The sequence below is a fragment of the Streptomyces sp. SUK 48 genome (assembly GCF_009650765.1).
In the GTDB taxonomy this organism is placed as follows: domain Bacteria; phylum Actinomycetota; class Actinomycetes; order Streptomycetales; family Streptomycetaceae; genus Streptomyces.
Map to the genome: position 1 here is coordinate 2,761,550 of NZ_CP045740.1, position 22,055 is coordinate 2,783,604.

The 22,055-nt window shown below is 71.3% G+C and carries 18 protein-coding genes; 11 read left to right on the forward strand and 7 right to left on the reverse strand.

The window, feature by feature from the left end; all coding sequences use genetic code 11:
• Positions 1–7: 7 nt before the first annotated feature.
• On the forward strand, positions 8–1,318 hold the full coding sequence (locus GHR20_RS11530; protein WP_153813117.1) for a hypothetical protein: 1,311 nt from the start codon (positions 8–10) through the stop codon (positions 1,316–1,318).
• A gap of 80 nt (positions 1,319–1,398) precedes the next feature.
• On the opposite strand, the gene GHR20_RS11535 is transcribed toward GHR20_RS11530, so the two are convergent.
• Positions 1,399–2,163, reverse strand: a complete 765-nt coding sequence (locus tag GHR20_RS11535; RefSeq protein WP_111584600.1) for a DUF2127 domain-containing protein — start codon at positions 2,161–2,163, stop codon at positions 1,399–1,401.
• A 95-nt stretch (positions 2,164–2,258) separates the two neighbouring features.
• Positions 2,259–3,929, reverse strand: a complete 1,671-nt coding sequence (locus tag GHR20_RS11540; RefSeq protein WP_153813118.1) for an MFS transporter — start codon at positions 3,927–3,929, stop codon at positions 2,259–2,261.
• 118 nt (positions 3,930–4,047) lie between these two features.
• Between GHR20_RS11540 and GHR20_RS11545 the strand changes: the two genes are divergently transcribed.
• The gene (locus tag GHR20_RS11545; RefSeq protein ID WP_111584602.1) at positions 4,048–4,671 is read left to right on the forward strand and encodes a TetR/AcrR family transcriptional regulator; all 624 of its coding nucleotides are present in this window, start codon (positions 4,048–4,050) and stop codon (positions 4,669–4,671) included.
• An 85-nt stretch (positions 4,672–4,756) separates the two neighbouring features.
• Here the strand turns inward: GHR20_RS11545 and GHR20_RS11550 are convergent, their stop codons facing one another.
• Positions 4,757–6,133 carry a cation:dicarboxylase symporter family transporter gene (locus GHR20_RS11550; RefSeq protein WP_153813119.1) on the reverse strand — a complete coding sequence of 459 codons (1,377 nt, stop codon included), beginning with the start codon at positions 6,131–6,133 and terminating at the stop codon, positions 4,757–4,759.
• Positions 6,134–6,322: 189 nt separating this feature from the next.
• On the opposite strand from GHR20_RS11550, the gene GHR20_RS11555 reads away from it, so the two are divergent.
• The 6 genes from GHR20_RS11555 (at position 6,323) to GHR20_RS11580 (ending at position 12,657) form a co-directional block, all read left to right on the forward strand.
• The gene (locus tag GHR20_RS11555; protein WP_148023605.1) at positions 6,323–7,963 is read left to right on the forward strand and encodes a sensor histidine kinase; all 1,641 of its coding nucleotides are present in this window, start codon (positions 6,323–6,325) and stop codon (positions 7,961–7,963) included.
• Complete coding sequence (locus tag GHR20_RS11560) at positions 7,960–8,643, forward strand: response regulator (protein ID WP_111584605.1); 684 nt, start codon at positions 7,960–7,962, stop codon at positions 8,641–8,643. Before GHR20_RS11555 ends, GHR20_RS11560 begins: the two co-directional genes overlap by 4 nt.
• A gap of 114 nt (positions 8,644–8,757) precedes the next feature.
• Positions 8,758–10,131: an extracellular solute-binding protein gene (locus GHR20_RS11565; protein WP_153813120.1), complete on the forward strand. Its 1,374-nt coding sequence runs from the start codon at positions 8,758–8,760 to the stop codon at positions 10,129–10,131.
• Positions 10,128–11,000, forward strand: coding sequence for a sugar ABC transporter permease (locus tag GHR20_RS11570; protein WP_111584607.1), 873 nt, complete (start codon positions 10,128–10,130; stop codon positions 10,998–11,000). Before GHR20_RS11565 ends, GHR20_RS11570 begins: the two co-directional genes overlap by 4 nt.
• Entirely contained in the window at positions 11,000–11,866 is an 867-nt protein-coding gene (locus GHR20_RS11575; RefSeq protein WP_194858867.1) for a carbohydrate ABC transporter permease, read from the forward strand. Before GHR20_RS11570 ends, GHR20_RS11575 begins: the two co-directional genes overlap by 1 nt.
• Before the next feature lie 95 nt (positions 11,867–11,961).
• On the forward strand, positions 11,962–12,657 hold the full coding sequence (locus tag GHR20_RS11580; protein WP_243878005.1) for a helix-turn-helix transcriptional regulator: 696 nt from the start codon (positions 11,962–11,964) through the stop codon (positions 12,655–12,657).
• A 39-nt stretch (positions 12,658–12,696) separates the two neighbouring features.
• Here GHR20_RS11580 and GHR20_RS11585 read toward each other — a convergent pair whose 3' ends face one another.
• The gene (locus GHR20_RS11585; protein WP_111584609.1) at positions 12,697–13,722 is read right to left on the reverse strand and encodes an ATP-dependent 6-phosphofructokinase; all 1,026 of its coding nucleotides are present in this window, start codon (positions 13,720–13,722) and stop codon (positions 12,697–12,699) included.
• Between the two features lie 236 nt (positions 13,723–13,958).
• Between GHR20_RS11585 and pta the strand changes: the two genes are divergently transcribed.
• The 3 genes from pta to pyk all read left to right on the forward strand — a co-directional run bounded on the left by pta (position 13,959) and on the right by pyk (position 18,772).
• Positions 13,959–16,058, forward strand: coding sequence for a phosphate acetyltransferase (pta, locus tag GHR20_RS11590; RefSeq protein WP_111584610.1), 2,100 nt, complete (start codon positions 13,959–13,961; stop codon positions 16,056–16,058).
• Complete coding sequence (locus GHR20_RS11595; protein ID WP_153813122.1) at positions 16,055–17,263, forward strand: acetate kinase; 1,209 nt, start codon at positions 16,055–16,057, stop codon at positions 17,261–17,263. The genes pta and GHR20_RS11595 overlap by 4 nt, the downstream gene beginning before the upstream one ends.
• Before the next feature lie 84 nt (positions 17,264–17,347).
• Positions 17,348–18,772, forward strand: coding sequence for a pyruvate kinase (gene pyk / locus GHR20_RS11600; RefSeq protein ID WP_111584612.1), 1,425 nt, complete (start codon positions 17,348–17,350; stop codon positions 18,770–18,772).
• Between the two features lie 98 nt (positions 18,773–18,870).
• Here pyk and GHR20_RS11605 read toward each other — a convergent pair whose 3' ends face one another.
• From GHR20_RS11605 to GHR20_RS11615, 3 genes are all read right to left on the reverse strand, one after another.
• On the reverse strand, positions 18,871–20,274 hold the full coding sequence (locus tag GHR20_RS11605) for a hypothetical protein (protein ID WP_208446845.1): 1,404 nt from the start codon (positions 20,272–20,274) through the stop codon (positions 18,871–18,873).
• Positions 20,264–20,824 carry a DUF6114 domain-containing protein gene (locus GHR20_RS11610; RefSeq protein ID WP_111584613.1) on the reverse strand — a complete coding sequence of 187 codons (561 nt, stop codon included), beginning with the start codon at positions 20,822–20,824 and terminating at the stop codon, positions 20,264–20,266. Before GHR20_RS11610 ends, GHR20_RS11605 begins: the two co-directional genes overlap by 11 nt.
• 116 nt (positions 20,825–20,940) lie before the next feature.
• Positions 20,941–21,573, reverse strand: a complete 633-nt coding sequence (locus tag GHR20_RS11615; RefSeq protein ID WP_153813124.1) for a DUF6230 family protein — start codon at positions 21,571–21,573, stop codon at positions 20,941–20,943.
• Positions 21,574–22,055: the final 482 nt, after the last annotated feature.

Genomic DNA, 22,055 nt, shown 5'->3' on the forward strand with positions numbered 1-22,055 from the left:
CCGGATCATGGACGAGCACTCCACGTACGTCGCACTCGGCTACAGCGATGACTTCGGGCTGACCGGGCTGGCGGAGCTGATCCACGCCCGCGGGCGCCGTATCGACCGGATGTCGGCTCTCGCCCTCGCGGCCGAGTCGGCGGACGGATCGGAGGGGGAAGAGGCGGTCGAACTGGGCGAGGACGCACGCCGTCTGCTGTCCTCGCCGGTCTCCGACGAGGTCCTGCGCACCGTATGGCTGGCTTCCGTCGGAGCGTGCTTCGATCCGGCCGCCCACGGGATGGCTGCCCGTGCCTGGCTGACGGAACTGTCGGAGGTGGCTACGGCCCGTCTGCGGCGGAACAAGCGCTCCTACGTCCCACCGGAGATCCGTCCGGTGCGGGACGCCGGGCTCGGACGGCTGGTCGTGGCGGAGATCCGGGACCTGGGCGCGGTCCTGGACCGTGCGCAGGGGGCTCCAGGTCTGGCCGCGGGCCTGGAGGAGGTCGTCGACCGGGCGGACGTCGACCTCGGGTACCGGCTCTTCCTGAGGGCCCTGAAGGTGTCCCGGCCGCGGATCGGGAAGGAGCGCTACGACCGGCTCCTCGCGCTGGCAGGGCCCCTCGGTCACCCACTCGCGGTCGTCCATGACGGGCTCGACGTGTGCTGGCCGCCCGTCGATACCCGGCGGCGGGACATGGAACGGGATTTTGGTCTGTCCGGACTCGCCGAGCGGTTCGCAGGTTCATGGCACCCGCACACCGCCCGGGAAATCCTGACCGACCATCTCTCCTGGGACGGATTCGAGCGGACTCCCGGTACGGAAGCGGCACTTCTGCTGGAGGACGTGCTGCGCGTGCTCCGGTCCGGTCTCGCCACGGACACCCTTACCACTCTGTGGCTCGCGGCCTCGGAACAGGGCAGCGGTATCCATCTCTTCGGCGGCGACGGGCGCCGATGGCTGGAAGAGGTCGTCGCGGTGTGCGAGGAACGGCTGCGTGCCGTCGCCCCCGGGTACGTTCCCGTCCTGCGACCCGTCGACGCCGGGGCGGCAGCGGGTGTGCTGCGGCAGCTCCGCGAGAGGGAGGAGGACATGGCGGGCCGGGTCGTCGGCTACGGCGGGGAGGCTCTACCAGGCTCCGTCGTGGCAGCAGCGTTGCGGCGGGTCGTCACCCGGGTCGATCCCGATCTGGGGTTCCGGCTGTTCCTGCGGGCCCTGGCCGCGCTGGCCGTGCCCCTGACCCGCGAGCAGTTCGCCGGGTACGAGGCCATCGGTGAACGGTTCCGGTACGGCGAGTCCCACTTCCTCCGGATCGAACAGCTGGTCCGGATCGGCTGAGACGGCCTCAGCGGATCACCCGCACACGGCGTCGCCCTCTCTCCCACCGGTGGGAGAGAGGGCGACGCCGCACGGTGGCCTCAGACCAGCACCCCCGCCGACTCCTCCACCTCCAGCAGGGACGCGCTGTGGCGTTCCTCGTCGAACTTGCGGCGGCCGCCGCGCAGGCCGAAGAGGCGCTTGGCGAGGGCGATGTAGAGGACCGCGAGGATGTTGAGGACGAGGGTGGCGATCTTGAGGTAGCTGATCTTCTCGGTCAGCTCGTAGATCTCCAGCGGGAGGAACGCGGCGGTCGCGACCACCGTGAGGTACTCCGCCCAGCGCTTGGCCCGCCACAGGCCGACCGCCTCGACCAGTTCGATCAGGGCGTAGGCGAGGAGCAGCCCGGCGACCAGGAGGAGCGTGGAGTGCTTGTAGCCGAACGCCTTCTGGATCGAGCCGATCACGGGTGAGTGGTCGAGGTCGTAGTGGAAGTGCCGGAAGACCGGGCGCAGCACCGTCAGGTACTCGTTGAACAGCCGCCGCACCGCGTCCTGGCTGTTGCTGAACTTCCACACGGCCACCGCGACCAGCACTATGAACACCCCGCGCACGGCTCGCTCGACGGCGAGGAAGCGCAGGATGAACAGGTCCCGCAGCACCTTGCCCCGCGGCACCAGCGGCGCGTCCCGCGCCGGTCCCGATCCGTGCGGCTCCCCGAGCACGAAGTCCCCGCAGCGCAGACAGCGCCACGCGTCCCCGAGCCCGGTCTGCGCGTGCAGCCGTACCCGCAGCCGCGGATCGTCCGGCGCGTAGGTCACATGCCCCTTGCGCGCGCAGGTCCGCCGGTCCCAGTCGATCTTCATGTCCCCCGTGCCTCCATACAGGTACAGACGCCACGCGCGAGCGTGCCGTTCCGGTCGTCCGGAACGGCACGCTAATGGATGTCGGTGGGGAAACGTCAGCCGGCGGTGGTCTCGGCCGGTTCCCTCTCCTCTTCCTTCACCTCTTCGGTCGTCGCGCGGCGCGGCAGCAGGAAGGCCACCAGGACCGTGCCGATGCCGAGGACGACCGCGCCGACCAGGCTGGTGTGCGCGACGGCGGAGGAGAAGGAGGAGCCGACGGCGTCGGCCATCTGGTGCGCGCCCGCGGCCAGTTCGGTGGCCTGCTGCTTGAGCGCGGCGGCCTGCTGGGGGCTGCTCGCGTGGGCGGCCTGGGCGGCGGCCTGGTGGGCCTTGTCGGCGATGCCCTGGGCGACGGCGTAGCCCGCGCCGACCGAGTCCTGGGCGGTCTCCAGGGCGCTCGGCGGGAGCTTGCTGCCGGCGGTGGCGTCGGTGAGGTGGTTGCCGTACGACGTGGCCAGCAGCGAGCCGAGGATGGCGATGCCGAGCGAGCCGCCCAGCTCCAGCGAGGTGTCGTTGACCGCGCCGCCGACGCCCAGTTCGGACTCGGGGAACGCGCCCATGATCGCGTCGGTGCAGGGCGAGAGGGCGAGGCCGATGGCCAGGCCGAGGATGATCAGCGGGGCCACGAAGTCGCCGTACGTCGAGCCCGCGTCCACCTGGGTGAGCAGGCCCAGCGCCGCCGTGCCGAGGACCATGCCCGCGCTGACGGTCCACTTCATGCCGACGCGCGGGGTGAGCCAGCCGGTGAGGCCCGAGCCGACGAACACGGCGCCGGCCAGCGGCAGCATCCGTACGCCGGTCTCCAGGGCGTCGTAGCCGAGGACGAACTGGAGGTGCTGGGTCAGGAAGTAGAACGCGCCGAAGACGGCCAGGAAGAACAGGGCGACGGCCAGGTTGGAGCCGGCGAAGCGGCGGTGCGCGAAGCGGCGGACGTCCAGGATCGGACGCGGGTGGCGCAGCTCCCACAGGACGAAGGCGATCAGGCCCACGCCGGCGATCACGGCGGCGGCGACGGCCTTGCCGCTCCAGCCGAAGTGCGGGCCCTGGATGATCATGTAGACCAGGGAGCCGGTCCAGATCACGGACAGCAGACCGCCGACGTAGTCGATGCGGTCGTGGTGGCCGGCCTTGGACGGCGGGACCAGGACGAAGGCGGCGACGAGCGCGACGAGCGCGATCGGCACGTTGATCAGGAAGGTCGAGGACCAGCCGTGGTCGCGCAGCAGCGCGCCGGCGACCACCGGGCCCGCGGCGATGGCGAGGCCCGCCGTCGCCGTCCACAGCACGATCGCCTTGGCCCGCTCGGCCCGCGGGAAGGTCGCCGCGAGCAGCGACAGCGTGGCCGGCATGATCAGCGCCGCGCCGACGCCCATCACCGCGCGCGCCGCGATCACGGTCGCCGCGCTGTCGGCGAGGTAGCCGAAGACGGCGCCGCCGCCGAAGACCAGCAGGCCGAGCACGAGCGCCCCGCGCCGGCTGTACTTGTCGCCGATCGCGCCGAGCAGCAGCATCAGCGCCGCGTAGGGCACGGTGTAGCCGTCGATGACCCACTGGAGGTCGGCGCTGGAGAGCCCGAGGTCCTTCGTCATGTCGGGCGCCGCGACCGTGAGGGCCGTGTTGGCCATCACGATGATCAGCAGGCTCAGGCAGAGCACCAGCAGGGCCCACCAGCGCCGGGCGTAGGGGCGCTCCATCTTCTCGACCGGTTCGGTCATGACGAGTCGCATGGCAGGGGTTTGCCTTCCTCGGGTTCGCGACGGACTTGCACATCAGCGTGCAATTGCACAACGATGTGCAATGTACGCCGTTACACAGTGCTGTGCAAGTTGGGTGAGGAAGTGCAGAATGGCCCCCATGACCACGGGTAACCCCAGCCGCGCCGACGCCAACCGCCGCCGCATCCTCGACGTCGCCCTCGCCGAGCTGCTGCGCGACCCGGACGCGTCGATGGACCAGATCGCGCGCGCCGCCGGAGTCGTACGACGGACCGTGTACGGCCACTTCCCCAGCCGGGAGGCGCTGATCAGCACCCTGACCGACGAGGCGGTGCAGGCGCTCGCGGACGCGGACGCGGCGGGACGCACGGGAGTCACGGACCCGGCGGAGGCACTGGCCCGCTCGGTACTGGCGCTCTGGGCGACCGCCGACCGCTACCGGCTGCTGATCGCCCTCGCCCAGCGCACGGTCACCGTCCAGGGCATCCGCGAACGGCTCGCCCCGGTGCGCGCGGCCAAGGTACGGGTGCTCCAACAGGGCCTGGAGGAAGGCGTGTTCACCTCACCGCTGCCCGCCCCGGCGCTCGCCTATGTGCACGAGCAGACGCTCTTCGCGGTCATGGAGGCGGTCAACGACGGCCTGTTGGCGGCGAAGGAGGCGGGCCGCGCCGCCACGGTCACCGTGCTGACCGCGGCGGGCGTACCCGCCTCGCTGGCCACCGCCCTGGTGACCAAGGTGAGTGCGGACCTCTAGGGTCCGGGCCCCTGGCTTTCCGGAACAGCCGGATGCCCGGCCCCGGTTCAGGCGGGGCCGGGCATCCGGAGCAGGAGACCGGGGGCTACGCCTTGGCCAGCCGCTCCTCGCGGGGCTCGGGGACCCCGGCCACGGTACCCGCCGTCGCGTCCATCACGGTCTCGTCGAAGGGGAGTTCGCCGGAGAGCACCCGCGCCACCCGCACCGTGTCGATCTCCTTGGTCCAGGTGCCGACCAGCACCGTGGCGATCGCGTTGCCCGCGAAGTTCGTCAGCGCCCGCGCCTCGCTCATGAACCGGTCGATGCCGACGATGAGTCCGACGCCGTCCACCAGCGCGGGCTTGTGCGACTGGAGGCCGCCGGCCAGCGTGGCGAGACCCGCGCCGCTGACCCCCGCCGCGCCCTTGGACGCCAGCAGCAGGAAGAGCAGCAGCGGGATCTGCTCGCCCACCGACATCGGCGTGCCCAGCGCGTCGGCGATGTACAGCGACGCCATGGTCATGTAGATCATCGTGCCGTCGAGGTTGAAGGAGTACCCGGTCGGCACCGTGATGCCGACGACCGGCTTGCTCACCCCGAGGTGCTCCATCTTCGCGATCAGGCGCGGCAGCGCGGACTCGGAGGAGGAGGTGGACAGGATCAGCAGGAACTCGCGGGCCAGGTAGCGGCACAGGGAGAAGACGTTGACCCCGGCGAAGATCCGCAGCACCGCGCCGAGCACCACGAAGACGAACAGCACACAGGTGACGTAGAAGCCGAACATCAGCACGGCGAGGCTCTTGAGGGCGTCCAGTCCGGCCGAGCCGGTGACCGCGGCGATCGCGCCGAACGCGCCGAGGGGCGCGGCCCACATGACCATGGACAGGACGCGGAAGACGAGCCGCTGGATGTGCTCGACACCGCGCAGCACCGGCTGTCCGGCCGTGCCCATCGCCTGGAGGGCGAACCCGGCGAGCAGGGCGACCAGCAGGGTCTGGAGCACCTGGCCCTCGGTGAAGGCGGACACGAAGGTCTGGGGGATGATCGACAGGACGAAGTCGACGGGCGGCAGCGCGTCGCTGCTGACCTGCGCGTGTCCGGTGTGCTTCAGGGCGCTGGTCAGATGGAGCCCCGCGCCGGGGTGCAGCACATTGCCGACGACGAGCCCGATGGCGAGCGCGACCAGCGACATCACCAGGAAGTAGCCGAGGGCGATCCCGCCGACGGCGCCCACCTTGGCCGCCTTGCGCACCGATCCGATGCCGAGCACGATCGTGCAGAAGATGATCGGCGAGATCATCATCTTGATCAGATTGACGAACCCGGTGCCCAGCGGCTGGAGCTGGACGGCGGCATCCGGCCAGATGAGTCCGACGGCGATGCCGAGCGCGACGGCCACGATGACGGCGACGTACAGGTAATGGGTACGGTCCCGCCGCGCGCGGGGTGCGGCAGCTGCCGTATCGGGGGTGGTGGCGGCCACGACTGCCCTCCTTGACGTCTTCGTCGACGTCGTCCTGACGTCTTCGTCGACGTCGTCGTCGGTGCACGACCGGCGTGCGGCTCACGTCCGGGTGGTGCGGGGGAACGCGGTGACTATCTCCCGTCCTGTGAGGGCGGTCACGCTTGCGTTCATTTAGTTCACGCCACGGCCGGGGGCACACTGGCTGGCATGCGCCTTCCGTCCCTGCCCCGTCCGCGCAGCCTGGCGGGCCAGCTGTTCGCCATGCAGGCGGTGCTGATAGCGGTGGTGGTGGCCGGATACGCGCTGTTCACCTACGTCAGCGACCGGCGGCAGGCGGAGGACGCGGCCGCCCGGCAGGCCACCGCCGTGGCCCGCTCGATCGCCGACTCCCCCGCGGTCCGCGCGGCGATCCGCACCCCGGACCCGAGCGCACGCCTTGAGCCGTACGCGGTGAAGGTCACCCGGGACACCAGCGTCGACTTCGTGACGATCATGGACCCGGCCGGCATCCGCTGGACGCACCCGGACCCGCGGCAGATCGGCAAGCGCTTCCTCGGCACCACCGCACCCGCCCGCGCGGGCCGCACCTTCACCGAGACCTACACCGGCACCCTCGGCCCCTCCGTGCGGGCGGTGACCCCGGTGACGGACGGCGGCCGGATCGTGGGCCTGGTCAGCGCCGGCATCACCGTGGACCGGATCACCGCACGGCTCCAGGACCAGGTCACGGGGCTGCTCGGGGTGGCCGGCGGGGCGCTGCTGCTGGGCGCGGTGGGCACGTACGTGATCAACGCCCGGCTGCGGCGGCACACCCACCACATGAACGCCGCCGAGCTGAGCCGGATGCACGACTACCATCAGGCGGCGCTGCACGCGGTCCGCGAGGGGCTGCTGATGCTGGACGGGCAGTACCGGGTGGCGCTGATCAACGACGGCGGCCGGGAGCTGCTCGGGGTCGGCGAGGAGGACGAGGTGGTGGGACGGTCGGTGGCCGGGCTGGGCCTCCCGGCGCCGCTGACGGGTGCGCTGCTGTCCGCGCGGCCCCGGGTGGACGAGGTGCATCCGACCGCCTCCCGGGTGCTGGTGGTGAACACCTCCCCGGTCTTGGGCGGGGAACGCCGGGGCACCGTCGTCACCCTGCGCGATGTCACCGAACTCCAGTCCCTGATGGGCGAGCTGGACACCGAGCGGGGCTTCAGCCAGGCGCTGCGCGCGCAGGCGCACGAGGCGGCGAACCGGCTGCACACCGTGGTCTCGCTGATCGAACTGGGCCGGTCCGAGGAGGCGGTGGAGTTCGCCACGGCGGAGCTGGAGCTGGCCCAGGCGCTGACCGACCAGGTGGTGGCGGCGGTGGGCGAGCCGGTCCTCGCGGCGCTGCTGCTGGGCAAGACCGCGCAGGCCAACGAGCGGGGCGTGGAGCTGGTGGTGTCGCCGGACAGCCGGCTCGACGACGGTCTGCTGTCCGGCGCTCCGCCCGCGCGGGATCTGGTGACCGTCCTCGGCAATCTGATCGACAACGCGGTGGACGCGGCGCAGGGCAGCGCGCGGGCGCGGGTGACCGTGACGGCGTACGCCGCCGCGGCCGAACTGGTGCTGCGCGTCGCGGACTCCGGCCCCGGCGTCGACCCCGGCCACGCCGACCTGGTGTTCCAGCGCGGCTTCAGCACCAAGCCGGCCGGGCCCGGTGGCCGCGGTCTCGGGCTCGCGCTCGTACGGCAGGCGGTGACCCGGCACGCGGGGGCGCTGACGGTCGCGGACGCGGCGCCCGGGGGCGGCGCCGTGTTCGAGGTACGGCTGCCGCTGCGCCCGGCGCCGGTGCCGGCGGCGGCCGAGGGCGGTGCCGGATGACGGAGGCGATCAGAGTGCTGGTGGTGGAGGACGACCCGGTCGCCGCCGACGCGCACGAGCTGTACGTGGGCCGGGTGCCGGGCTTCACCGCGGTCGGCAAGGCCCGCACGGGCGCCGAGGCGCGGCGGGTCCTGGACCGCACGGCGGTGGATCTGCTCCTCCTCGATCTGCATCTGCCCGATGTGCACGGGCTCCAGTTCGCCCGCTCGCTGCGCGCCGCCGGCCATCACGCGGATGTGATCGCGGTGACCTCGGCCCGGGATCTGGCGGTGGTGCGCGAGGGGGTCTCGCTGGGCGTCGTGCAGTACGTGCTCAAGCCGTTCACCTTCGGCACGCTGCGCGACCGGCTGGTGCGCTACGCCGAGTTCCGCGGCGCGGCGGGCGAGGCGAGCGGGCAGGACGAGGTGGACCGGGCGCTCGCGGCGCTGCGGGCGCCCGCCCCGGCCGCGCTGCCCAAGGGGCTCAGCGGGCCCACGCTCCAGCGGGTGACCGGTGCGCTGCGCGAGGCGCCCGACGGGCTCACCGCGGCCGGGGCCGGCGAGGCGGTGGGCATATCGAGGATCACCGGGCGCCGCTATCTGGAGCACCTGGTGGCCACCGGCCGGGCCGCGCGCAGCCCGCTGTACGGCCAGGTGGGGCGGCCGGAACTGGTCTACCGCTGGGTGCCGCAGGCGCCGTGAGCCGGCCGTGATCGCCGACTCCCTTTCACTGCACACGCATTGACCTGAGCGGAGTGCCGCTCTTACCTTCACGGACACCACCGAGGCCACCCCCACGTGTGCCCGCAGGAGGTCATGCCCGTGCGCCCCACCGCCGCTCTCACCGCCCTGCTCACCACCGTCCTCGCCGCCGGCGCCCTCACCGCGTGCGACGCCGGCTCCGGCGAGGGACCCGACACCCTGCGGGTGTCGTACAAGCAGTCGACCGACAACTCCGTCAAGGTGATGGACACCTACCTCGCCGGCATCAAGAAGCAGTTCGAGTGCGAACACCCCGGGAAGAAGGTCGAGTTCGTGCCGATCAAGGCGCCGGACTCGGAGTACTACACCAAGCTCCAGCAGATGCTGCGCTCCCCGCGCACCGCACCCGATCTGGTCTACGAGGACACCTTCCTCATCAACTCCGACATCACCAGCGGGTACTTGAAGCCCCTCGACCCGTATCTCGCGAAGTGGCCGGACTGGGGACGGTTCATCGGCACCGCGAAGGCCGCCGCCCGGGGGCAGGACGGGAAGACGTACGGCGTCCCGGACGGCACCGACACCCGCGGACTCTGGTTCGACAAGCGGGTGTTCCGCAAGGCCGGGCTGCCCGCCGACTGGCAGCCGCGGACCTGGGACGAGATCCTCGCCGCCGCCCGCACCATCAAGCGGAAGGTCCCCGGGGTCACCCCGCTCAACCTCTACACCGGCAAGCCCGCGGGCGAAGAGGCCACGATGCAGGGCTTCGAGGAACTGCTGTACGGCACGAACGACGGCCGGAGCGATCCGCTGTACGACGCCGCGAGCAAGAAGTGGATCGCGGCCGGCCAGGGTTTCAAGGACGCGCTGGCGTTCGTGCACAGCGTGTTCCAGGAGAAGCTGGGCCCGGACGTGTCCGACGCGCTCGACCCCAACTACTCCACCACCGTGCGCGGTGAACTGCTCCCCGAGGGCAGGCTCGGCATCGACCTGGACGGCTCCTGGCTGCCGCAGGACTGGCTGCCGGGCAGCGGACACGAGTGGAAGGACTGGTCGAAGGAGACGGGGCTCGCCTCCATGCCCACCCAGCACGGGCAGGCGCCGGGCAAGGTGAGCATGTCGGGCGGCTGGACGTGGTCGATCCCGGCGCGGGCGGCCCATCCGGACCTCGCGTTCGACTTCATCAGGACGCTCCAGACCAGGGACAACGCGCGGAAGTGGTACATCGCCAACTCCGGTATCGCGGTGCGCGCGGACGTGGCGTCGGACCCCGCGTACGCGGGCGCGCAGCCCGGGATCAAGTTCTTCACCGACCTGGTGGCCACCACGCACTACCGGCCCGCGTTCCCCGCCTACCCGAAGGTGTCGACCGCGATCCAGGAGGCCATGGAGGGCGTGACCACCGGGGACCGGACGGTGGCGCAGGCGGCCGGTGACTACGACGCCGCGCTCAAGGACGCCACCGGCGGACAGGTGGTCGGCGGATGAGGAGACGGGGCGCGGCACCCGGGCTCCTCCGGGCCCTGCCCCTCGCCCCCGCCGTCGTCCTGCTGCTGCTCTTCCTCGCCGGGCCCATCGCCTACTGCGTCCTGATCGCCTTCACCGACCTCCAGCTGACCGGCCAGGCGCACTCCTCCTTCGTGGGGTTCGCCAACTTCCGCCGGGCCTTCGCGGACCCGGCGTTCCTCAACGCGGTCTGGCTGACGCTGGTGTTCACCGTGCTGTCCTCGATCGTCGGGCAGAACACCCTGGGGCTCGCGCTCGCCGCGCTGATGAAGCGGGCGTCGCGGCCGGTGCGGGCGGTGGCCGGCGCGGTGGTGGTCACGGCCTGGGTGCTGCCGGAGGTGGTCGCCGGGTTCCTGCTCTACGCCTTCTTCCGGCGGGAGGGAACCCTGGACGCGGTCCTCGGCTGGCTCCGGCTGCCGCGCCAGAACTGGCTGTACACCCTGCCGATCCTCGCGGTGTCGTTCGCCAATGTGTGGCGCGGCACGGCCTTCTCGATGCTGGTGTACTCGGCCGCGCTGGACGAGATCCCGGCCGAGATCAGCGAGGCGGCCGAGGTGGACGGGGCGGGCGGCCTGCGGCGGCTGTGGCACATCACGCTGCCGATGATCCGCCGGTCCATCGGCACCAATCTGATGCTCAACACCCTCCAGACGCTCTCGGTGTTCGGGCTGATCTGGGTGATGACCCGGGGCGGCCCCGGCGACCGGAGCCAGACGCTGCCGCTGCTGATGTACGAACAAGCCTTCCAGAACAGCATGATCGGGTACGGCACCGCCGTCGCGCTGCTCCTGCTGCTGGTGGGGGCGCTGTTCTCGGCCGTGTATCTGCGGCTGCTGCGGACGGAGGTGTGATGGCCCGCGCCCTCACCCGCACCCGCAGTACTCGCACCCGCACCCGCGCACGTGCCGCACGGCGCCGTACCGCCGACGCCTGTCTGCTGCTGGTGGCCGCCGCCTTCGCGCTGCCGCTGGCCTGGGTGGTGCTGGCGAGCGTGGACCCGTCCGCCGGTCTGCGGGTCCGGGTCCCGCACGCGCTCACCCTCGGCAACTTCCGGGCGATCCTGACCCCGGACATCACCTACACCCCGCTGCTCAACAGCCTGATCCTGTGCGGCGGTGCCACCGCGCTCACCGTCGGGTGCGCCGCGCTCGCCGCGTACCCGCTCTCCCGGTTCCGGTCCCGGCTCAACCGGCCGTTCCTGCTGACGATCCTCTTCGCCACCAGCCTGCCCATCACCGCGATCATGGTGCCGGTGTACGCCCTGTTCGTCCGGGTGAATCTGATCGACACCCTCCAGGGCACGATCCTGTTCTTCGCCGCGACCCAGCTCCCGTTCGCCATCTGGCTGATGAAGAACTTCATGGACGGTGTCCCGAAGGAACTGGAGGAGGCCGCCTGGACCGACGGCGCCTCGCCCGTGCAGTCGCTGCTGCGCGTCGTCCTGCCGCTGATGGGGCCGGGCCTCGCCGTCGTGACGGTCTTCTCGTTCGTCATGATGTGGGGCAACTTCTTCGTCCCCTTCATGCTCCTGCTCACCCCCGACAAGATGCCGGCCTCGGTGAGCGTCAACGACTTCTTCGGCAACCGCGGCATGGTCGCCTACGGCCAGCTCGCCGCGTTCTCCGTCGTCTACTCGACCCCGGTGATCCTGCTGTACGTGCTGGTCTCCCGCCGGCTGGGAAGCGGCTTCGCGCTCGGGGGCGCGGTGAAGGGCTGACGAACGGACGGGCGGGGGCTGTGTATTCGGCCAATACGTGATCCTGTCGGAACGGACCGTATCGCCCCCGCCCCGCCGGGCCTACCTTGTGCGGGGTGCGCCCACCCTCCTCTCCCCCGCCTCCGCCCCCGTTCGACGCCCAGGCCGCCCGGCGGCTGCGCGGCGCCCTCGGCATGGGTCCCGAGCATGTCGCCCACGCCCTGCGGTCCGCGTACGGGCTGCCCTACGTCACCCCCGGGTACGTGCTCGCCTGGGAGCGCGGCACCGTCGGCCCGGATCACACCGAACTCGCCGCGCTCGCCGGGGCGTTGTGGTGTGACCCCGGCGAACTCCTCGACCGCCCCCGCACCCTGCGCGAGCACCGCATCGCGCGCGGCGTCGCACCGCAGGACGTCGCGCACGCCGTCGGCGTGGGCCTTCCGGCGTATCTGCGGATGGAGGAGGACGGCGTCTGGCGCGGCACCGAGCGGCAGCTCCTCGACCTCGTCCGGGTGCTGCGCCTCGAACCGCCGGACGTGGTGGCCGTCACGGGCCGTACGGAGCCGCTCGCCGCGTTGCTGCGCGGGGCCGTGACCACCCGCTGGCAGGCGTATGTGCGCCAGGTCGGGGAGCTGGTGGCCCTGGAGCGCCCCGTCCTGGAGGAGGGCCTGCGCCGGCTGCACCGGGACTACCAGGGCCGGATGACCGCCACCCTGGGCTGGGGCGGCGGGGGCACGGCCGGGGCCGCCGGGGAGGAGTTCCTGGAGCGGATCGTGGAGAACTTCTGGGCGGCGGTCCGGCGGGAGCCGTAGAACTCCCGCCGGGACAACGCCTCCGGAGAGCGGGGCGGTCTAGAAGACCGACTCCGCCTCGTCCATCCGGTCCTTCGGGACCGTCTTCAGCTCGGTGACCGCCTCCGCGAGCGGGACCATCTCGATGTCGGTGCCGCGCAGGGCGGTCATCCGGCCGAACTCGCCGCGGTGGGCGGCCTCCACGGCGTGCCAGCCGAAGCGGGTGGCGAGGACGCGGTCGTAGGCGGTGGGCACGCCGCCGCGCTGGACATGGCCGAGGATGACCGGCTTGGCTTCCTTGCCGAGGCGGCGCTCCAGCTCGTAGGCGAGGGCGGTGCCGATGCCCTGGAAGCGCTCGTGGCCGTACTGGTCGATGGCGCCCTTGCCGTAGTCCATGGTGCCCTCGGCGGGGTGCGCGCCCTCGGCGACGCAGACCACGGCGAACTTCTTGCCGCGGGAGAAGCGCTCCTCGACCATCTTGACCAGGTCCGCGGGGTCGAAGGGCCGCTCGGGCAGGCAGATGCCGTGGGCGCCGGCGGCCATGCCGGACTCCAGCGCGATCCAGCCCGCGTGCCGGCCCATGACCTCGACCACCATCACCCGCTGGTGGGACTCGGCGGTGGTCTTGAGGCGGTCCATCGCCTCGGTGGCGACGCCCACCGCGGTGTCGAAGCCGAAGGTGCGGTCCGTGGCGGAGATGTCGTTGTCGATCGTCTTGGGCACGCCGACGACCGGGAGGCCCGCGTCGGAGAGCATCCGGGCCGCCGTCAGGGTGCCCTCGCCGCCGATCGGGATCAGCGCGTCGATGCCGAACTCCCCGACCATGTCGGTGGCCCGCTCGCACGCCTCCCGCAGCCGGTCCCGCTCCAGCCGGGAGGAGCCGAGGATGGTGCCCCCGAGGGCCAGGATGCCGCCGACCGCGTCCAGGTCGAGGGCGCGGTAGTGGCGGTCGAGCAGACCCCGGTAGCCGTCCTCGAATCCGATGACCTCGTCGTCGTACTGCGTCACCGCGCGGTGCACGACCGAACGGATCACGGCGTTCAGGCCGGGGCAGTCGCCGCCTGCGGTGAGAACTCCGATGCGCATCGTGCTGTGTCTCCTGCTCGCTGTCTCGTCCGTGCGTGAGCCTGCCCCGATTCTTTCACGTCCGCCGGGAGCCCCGGGATCCTGACGGGCGCCTTATCCCGGCCGAGGGGTACTGTCAAGAGGGTTCCGCTCACCCTGGTGGGCGATTTTTATGCCGACCCTTCGACGACGATCCTGCGGCGACGATCTTTCGACGGCGCCATGAGAAACGGCGACATGAGAAACGGAGTGGACACGTGACGCGCAGCGTGTACCTGACCGGCATCGACCGCGGCGACGGCCGCCAGGTCGCGGAGCTGGGGGTCATGGAACTGCTGACCCGGCAGGTGGACCGGGTGGGGGTCTTCCGCCCGCTCGTGCACGACGGCCCCGACCGGCTGTTCGAGCTGCTGCGGGCGCGCTACCGCCTCTCCCAGGACCCGGCGACCGTCGGCGGCATGGACTACCGGGAGGCGTCCGCGATCCAGGCCGAGCAGGGCACCGACGAACTGGTCTCCACTCTGGTCGACCGCTTCCACCTGCTGGCCCGCGACTACGACGTGGTCCTGGTCCTCGGCACCGACTTCGCGGCCACCCAGCTCCCGGACGAGCTGGCCCTGAACGCCCGCCTGGCCAACGAGTTCGGCGCCTCCGTGCTGCCGATCGTCGGCGGCCGCGGCCAGAACGCCGAGTCGGTGCGCGCGGAGGTCCGCAACGCCTACCGCGCCTACCACGGCCTGGGCTGCGACGTCCTCGCCATGATCGCCAACCGGGTCGCCCGGGAGGACCGCGACGAACTCGCCGAGCGCCTGGCCTCCCGGCTGCCGGTGCCCTGCTACGTGCTGCCCGACGAGCCCGCCCTGTCCGCGCCGACCGTCGCGCAGATCGCCCAGGCCCTGGACGCCCGGGTGCTGCTCGGCGACGACTCCGGGCTCGCCCGCGACGCCCTCGGCTTCGTCTTCGGCGGCGCCATGCTGCCGAACCTGCTGACCGCCCTGATGCCGGGCTGTGTGGTCATCACCCCCGGGGACCGCGCGGACCTGGTCGTCGGCGCGCTGGCCGCGCACAGCGCCGGCACCCCGCCGATAGCCGGCATGCTCCTCACCCTGGACGAGGTGCCGAGCCAGGAGATCCTCACGCTGGCCGACCGGCTCGCCCCGGGCACCCCGGTGCTGTCGGTGCGCGGCAACAGCTTCCCCACCGCCGAGCGGCTGTTCTCGCTGGAGGGCCGGATGACGGCGGCCACCCCGCGCAAGGCGGAGACCGCGCTGGGCCTGTTCGAACGCCATGTCGACACCGCCGAGCTGGCGAGCCTCATCTCGGCGACCAGCGGCGACCGCGTCACCCCGATGATGTTCGAGCACAAGCTCCTCGACCGGGCCCGCGCCGACCGGCGCCGGGTGGTGCTCCCGGAGGGCACCGAGGCGCGGGTGCTGCACGCGGCCGAGGTGCTGATGCGCCGGGGCGTGTGCGACCTGACCCTGCTCGGGCCCGCCGACCAGATCCGCAAGAAGGCCGCCGACCTGGGCATCGACCTCGGCGACACCCAGCTGATCGACCCGGCCACCAGCGAGCTGCGCGACGGCTTCGCCGAGAAGTACGCGGCCCTGCGCGCCCACAAGGGCGTCACGGTGGAGCTGGCGTACGACGTCGTCACGGACGTGAACTACTTCGGCACCCTGATGGTCGAGGAGGGTCTCGCCGACGGCATGGTCTCCGGCTCGGTGCACTCCACGGCGGCCACCATCCGCCCGGCCTTCGAGATCATCAAGACCCGCCCCGAGGCCGAGATCGTCTCCTCGGTGTTCTTCATGTGCCTGGCCGACAAGGTGCTGGTCTACGGCGACTGCGCGGTCAACCCCGACCCGGACGCCGAGCAGCTCGCCGACATCGCCATCCAGTCGGCCGGTACGGCGGCCCGGTTCGGGGTGGAGCCGCGGATCGCGATGCTGTCGTACTCCACCGGCACCTCCGGCACCGGCGCCGATGTCGACAAGGTGCGCGCGGCCACCGAGCTGGTGCGCGCCCGCCGACCCGACCTGAAGATCGAGGGGCCGATCCAGTACGACGCCGCCGTGGAGCCCACCGTCGCCGCGACCAAGCTGCCGGGCTCCGAGGTCGCCGGGCAGGCCACGGTGCTGATCTTCCCGGACCTCAACACCGGCAACAACACCTACAAGGCCGTGCAGCGCTCGGCCGGCGCGATCGCCGTCGGCCCGGTCCTCCAGGGACTGAACAAGCCGGTCAACGACCTGTCCCGGGGCGCCCTGGTGCCGGACATCGTGACCACCGTCGCCATCACCGCCATCCAGGCCCAGACCTCCGCAGACCGAGCAGAAAGCGTGCCCGTACCGTGACCGCGACCCGTGTCCTCGTCCTCAACTCCGGCTCCTCCTCGCTGAAGTACCAGCTGCTCGACATGCGGGACGCGAGCCGGCTCGCCCTCGGCCTGGTCGAGCGGATCGGCGAGCAGACCTCCCGGCTCAAGCACACCTGCGTCGGCACCGGTGAGACCCGCGAGCAGAACGGCCCGATCGCGGACCACGACGCCGCGCTCAAGGCCGTCGCCGGGGAGCTGGCCCGCGACGGCATCGGCCTGGACTCGCCGGACCTGCTGGCGATCGGCCACCGGGTGGTGCACGGCGGGATGTTCTTCACCGAGCCCACCGTCGTCGACGACGAGGTGATCACCGAGATCGAGCGGCTGATCCCGGTCGCCCCGCTGCACAACCCGGCCAACCTGACCGGCATCCGCACGGCCCGCGCGCTGCGCCCCGACCTGCCGCAGATCGCCGTGTTCGACACCGCGTTCCACACCACGATGCCGGAGTCCGCGGCGCGCTACGCGATCGACCCGAAGATCGCGGACCGCTACCGGGTGCGCCGCTACGGCTTCCACGGCACCTCGCACGCCTATGTGTCCCGCGAGACGGCCCGGCTGCTGGGCAAGGACCCCGCCGAGGTCAGTGTGATCGTGCTGCACCTCGGCAACGGCGCCTCCGCGTCCGCGGTGGAGCGGGGCCGGTGCGTGGACACCTCCATGGGGCTCACGCCTTTGGAGGGGCTGGTGATGGGTACGCGCTCCGGTGATCTGGATCCCGCCGTCATCTTCCATTTGGCACGGGTCGGCGGAATGTCCATGGACGAGATCGACACTCTCCTCAACAAGAGGAGCGGCCTGTTCGGTCTGTGCGGGGACAACGACATGCGGGAGATCCGCCGCCGGATCGACGAGGGCGACGAGGAAGCCGCTCTCGCCTTCGACATTTACATTCACCGGCTCAAGAAGTACATCGGCGCCTATTACGCCGTGCTCGGGAAGGTGGACGCGATCGCGTTCACCGCCGGGGTCGGGGAGAACGCGGCGCCCGTGCGCCAGGCGGCGATCGCGGGCCTGGAGGGGCTGGGCGCGGCGGTCGACCCGGAGCTGAACGCCGTGCGCGGCGACGGGGCGCGGCTGATTTCGCCCGCGTCCGCCCGGGTGGCCGTGGCGGTGGTGCCGACGGATGAAGAACTGGAGATCGCGACGCAGACCTACGCACTGGTCGGAAAGAGCAATTGAGCAGCACCTGAGCAGGACGCCTCTCATTTGTATCTTCCGCCAGACGGAATATTCCGTAGCGAAACAAACCGATAGGATCGCCCCATGCGCCGTTCGAAAATCGTCTGTACTCTCGGCCCCGCGGTCGACTCCCACGAGAAGCTCGTCGCCATGATCGAGGCGGGCATGAACGTGGCCCGCTTCAACTTCAGCCACGGCTCCCACGCCGAGCACCAGGCGCGGTACGACCGCGTCCGGGCCGCGTCCAAGGAGACCGGCCGGCCCATCGGCGTCCTCGCCGACCTCCAGGGCCCGAAGATCCGCCTGGAGACCTTCGCCGACGGTCCGGTCGAGCTTCAGCGCGGCGACGAGTTCGTCATCACCACCGAGGACGTGCCCGGCGACCGGCACCTGTGCGGGACGACGTACAAGGGGCTGCCGGGCGACGTCACGCGCGGCGACCAGGTCCTGATCAACGACGGCAACGTCGAGCTGAAGGTCGTGGACGTGGAGGGCCCCCGGGTCCGGACGATCGTGATCGAGGGCGGCGTCGTCTCCGACCACAAGGGCATCAACCTGCCCGGCGCGGCCGTCAACGTGCCCGCGCTGAGCGAGAAGGACGTCGAGGACCTGCGGTTCGCGCTGCGCATGGGCTGCGACATGGTCGCGCTGTCCTTCGTGCGGGACGCCAAGGACGTCCAGGACGTGCACCGCGTCATGGACGAGGAGGGCCGCCGGGTCCCGGTCATCGCCAAGGTGGAGAAGCCGCAGGCGGTGGAGAACATGCAGGACGTCGTCGCGGCGTTCGACGCGGTGATGGTGGCCCGCGGCGACCTCGCGGTGGAGTACCCGCTCGAGAAGGTCCCGATGGTGCAGAAGCGCCTGATCGAGCTGTGCCGGCGCAACGCCAAGCCGGTGATCGTGGCGACCCAGATGATGGAGTCGATGATCACCAACTCCCGGCCGACCCGCGCCGAGGCGTCCGACGTGGCCAACGCGATCCTGGACGGCGCCGACGCGGTGATGCTGTCCGCCGAGTCCTCGGTGGGTGCCTACCCGGTCGAGACGGTCAAGACCATGTCGAAGATCGTCCAGGCCGCCGAGCAGGAGCTGCTCTCCAAGGGCCTGCAGCCGCTGGTGCCGGGCAAGAAGCCGCGCACGCAGGGCGGTTCGGTGGCCCGCGCGGCCTGCGAGATCGCCGACTTCCTCGGCGCCCGCGGCCTGGTCGCGTTCACCCAGTCCGGCGACACCGCGCGCCGCCTCTCGCGCTACCGCGCCGCCCAGCCGATCCTCGCCTTCACCACCGAGGAGTCCACCCGCAACCAGCTCACGCTGAGCTGGGGCGTGGAGCCGTACGTGGTGACGTTCGTGAACACCACCGACGACATGGTCGACCAGGTGGACCAGGAGCTGGCCAGCCTGGGCCGCTTCGAGAAGGGCGCCACCGTGGTCATCACGGCCGGCTCGCCCCCCGGCGTCCCCGGCACCACCAACATGATCCGGGTCCACCACCTGGGCACCGACAACTGACGCGGCCCGCACGGACGTGAACGGCGCGAAGGGCGCCCCCTGTTCGCAGGGGGAGCCCTTCGCGGTGCCGCGGCTCCCGGAGGGGTCCGGGGGACCGGTCAGCCGGTCGTGTACACATGCATCCCGGGCACGTGCAGGCTGCCGCCGAACTGGGCGGCCTGGGTCACCTTCACGCTGGTGAAGTAGATCAGCGGGAGGTTGAGCGGGGGCGGGCTGTCGGGGCTGAAGGTCATGGGGATCAGACCGAACAGGTTGCCCGAGATCGACTCGGTGTACATCACGGTCTTGCCGTCGCGGATGGTCGACGTCGAGCCCTTGGACGCCTGGACGTGGTACGTCTTGCCGGACAGCGAGTCGTGCACCGTCTGGTGCAGGTCGCCGATGTCGGTGCCGTCGGAGATGACGTACTTCAGCACCTTCTTGGTGGTGCCGCCCGCCGTCCTCACCTCGACGACGCCCTGGTAGTCGGCGCCCTTGAGCAGCAGCGAGCTGGCCTGGAGGTACCAGGGGTCGTCCGCCACCGGCACCTGGTTGTCGACGCCGCCCTCGTCGGTGGTGGCCGCCGGGCAGTCCTTGGCCGAGGGGCTCGCGCTCGTGGACGGGTCCGGGGTCGCCGGGTCCGCCGTGTCCTTGACCGCCTTGCCCGCGCCGTCGACCGCCTTGCCCGCGTCGTCGGCCGTCTTGGAGACCGTGCCGGTGGTGTTCTTCACCGTGTCCCCGACCGTCTTGGCGGCCTTGGAGGCCGTGTCCTTGACGGTGTCGGACGGCTTCGTGCCGGACGGCGACGCCGTGGAGCCGGACGCGGACGGCGAGGGGCTCGCCGAGGGCGTGGCGCTCGCGGACGGCGTGGCGGTGTCGTGCTTGCCGCCGGTGAGGATGTTCCCGATGGTGTCGCCGATGGTGCCGAGGAGTCCGCCGCCGCTGCTCTTGCCGGGCGACGCGCTCGGAGTCGTCGTACCGGAGCCGGAACCCGAACCGGAGCCCGAGCCCGACCCGGAGCCGGACGTCTCGGTCGGCTTCGGCGTGGTCCCGCCCGCGGAACCCGAGTCGGAACCCGAGCCCGAACCCGAGCCCGGGTCCTTGGACGACGGGTCGGACGGGTCCTCGGAGGAGTCCTTGCCGGTGTCCTTCGTCGCGTCACCGCTCGGCGAGGACGTCGGCGTCGGCGCGTCGGTGGACTTGGTGGCCGAGGGCGACGGCGAGGACGAGGGGTCCTTGCCGTCGTCCAGCGCCTTGACGCAGTCCTTGTACTCGTCCGCCGTCAGGCTCTTGGCCGTGGTGGAGGGGGCCGGGCTGCCGCCGCTGCCCGCCGCGAGGGCGAGCGTGGAGGTGAAGCCCATGCCCATGAGCACGGCCGTCGGCATCGCCACGGTGGCTATCGCCTTGCCGGCCGGCATGTGGAACCTGGTGAACAGCGGCTTCCTGGGGGCCGCGTGGCGGGCTCCGGTTCTCCCGCGGGACTCGTCCGCGTCGCTCCCGCGGCTCACCTCGTCAGCCGGCACTGTGCCTCCCGTTCGCCCCGTTGGCCGGGCTCGTTCCTGACAGGTCGTTCGGCTCGTACGCGCCGGCGGTGCCCTGGCCGGGCAGCGGCACGGACTCGGGCGCGCCGCCGGTGCCCGGGGCGGCCTCACCGGCCTGTGACTCCGGTCCGCCGGGCTCGCCAGGCGCCCACGCCACGGCCATCGCTCCGCCGATGAGGGCGAACAGGAAGCCGAGGACGAAGCCGCCGAAGTTGGACACGGGCAGGGACACCAGCGCCAGCAGGATCGCGGCGACTCCCGCGAAGGTCCGCACATGCTTCTGGAACCAGAGGCTGACGCCCAGCACGACGAGCAGCACACCGATGATCAGGGATCCCGCCCCCGCGGTGGTCGCCATCGCCAGCGTCAGGTGTCCGAGCTGGAGGTGGGCGTACGGGAAGTACATGATCGGAAAGCCGCCGAGCAAGATGAACAGACCTGCCCAGAACGGCCGCGCGCCCCGCCAGGCGCGGAACTGCTGCCTCCGGATGTCGAACTGGCCGGATTCGGCGGCAGGGGTCTCGGCGCTCATGGAAAACAGCTCCCTGGTGCGGCATTGCTGTGGTGATGACGTGTGCCACGTGTGAAGACGCGGCGGATGTGGCGCGGGCGGGGGCGCCGTCGGCTCCCCCGCCCGTCAACGAGTGCCTAGTAGCACTCGTGTGTGCCCGCCTGCACGGACATGTGCAGACCACTGAGCTTGAAGGTGCCGGCCGTGGTCGCCCACGCCGTCTGCTTCACACCGGTCAGCGTGGCCGAGTCGGCCTGCTGCGCGAAGCCGAACGGGTTGGCCTGCTCCTTGCCACCCTTCATGCCAGGACCCTTGCCGGCGTCCTTGGCGGCAACACCGATGTCGATGTTGGTGAAGGTGGCGTCGGCGTTCAGGTCGTCGACGTCGATGTACAGCTGGTCGGCCTCGACCGGCTTGTCCGCGCCCGCCTTCAGCACCAGGCTGACCGAGCCGAGCACCGGGATGTTCGGCGTGACGACCGACTGGCACATGTTCGTGATCTGGGCCGTCTTGAAGGCCGAGACCGCGACCGGGTGGGTCGTCTGGTCACCACCGAGGGTGTAGCCGTTGTCGAGCGCGCCGTACTGCTCGAAGCCCTGGCCGACCAGTTTGTCGGCGGTGACCTTGAACGACTGACCCGACACACTGAACGACGCGGCCAGCGCACCCTGAGCGAGGGCGACACCTATACACGCCGTGGCGGCGACGCTGGGCACCATGACCACAGCGAACCGCTTCCATCTGGTCCCGCCACGCACCTGGGACTCCATATTTCCTCCTTCTCGGACGTACATCTCCTGGCCCGGACTCGCCCACATACGGCGGCTCAGCCGGGCAGGGATGGGAGAAGTGCTACGTCCTCGGGAAGGAGAGCGCCCGTACTCGCAGGCGCACAAGCGCCCGAATCACCGGCGATCACCCCCGAGCGACAACCACTGGTCGCGCCTGACACACATCACGCACAACCTTGCTTGGACAGGCTTCGCCGGCCGGCGAAGACCCCCCTGCCCTAGAGCCGGCGCCACTGCCGCCGGCTCTGCTCGGTGGGGACCCAGAGTCTCCCTCGCCCCGACCGGATGCCGGGGTACGGGAATGGACCGAGCGTCGCCGATCGTGGTGCAAATTGGCCGCCTGCACAAGGGGGTTCGTTACTGGCTAGTAACGGGCGGATAACCAAGACACGACCGGGTGATCCCGGAGCGCGACACTCCGTCGCAACGCAGGGCAGAGCAAAGCCGTTGATCCCTGTACG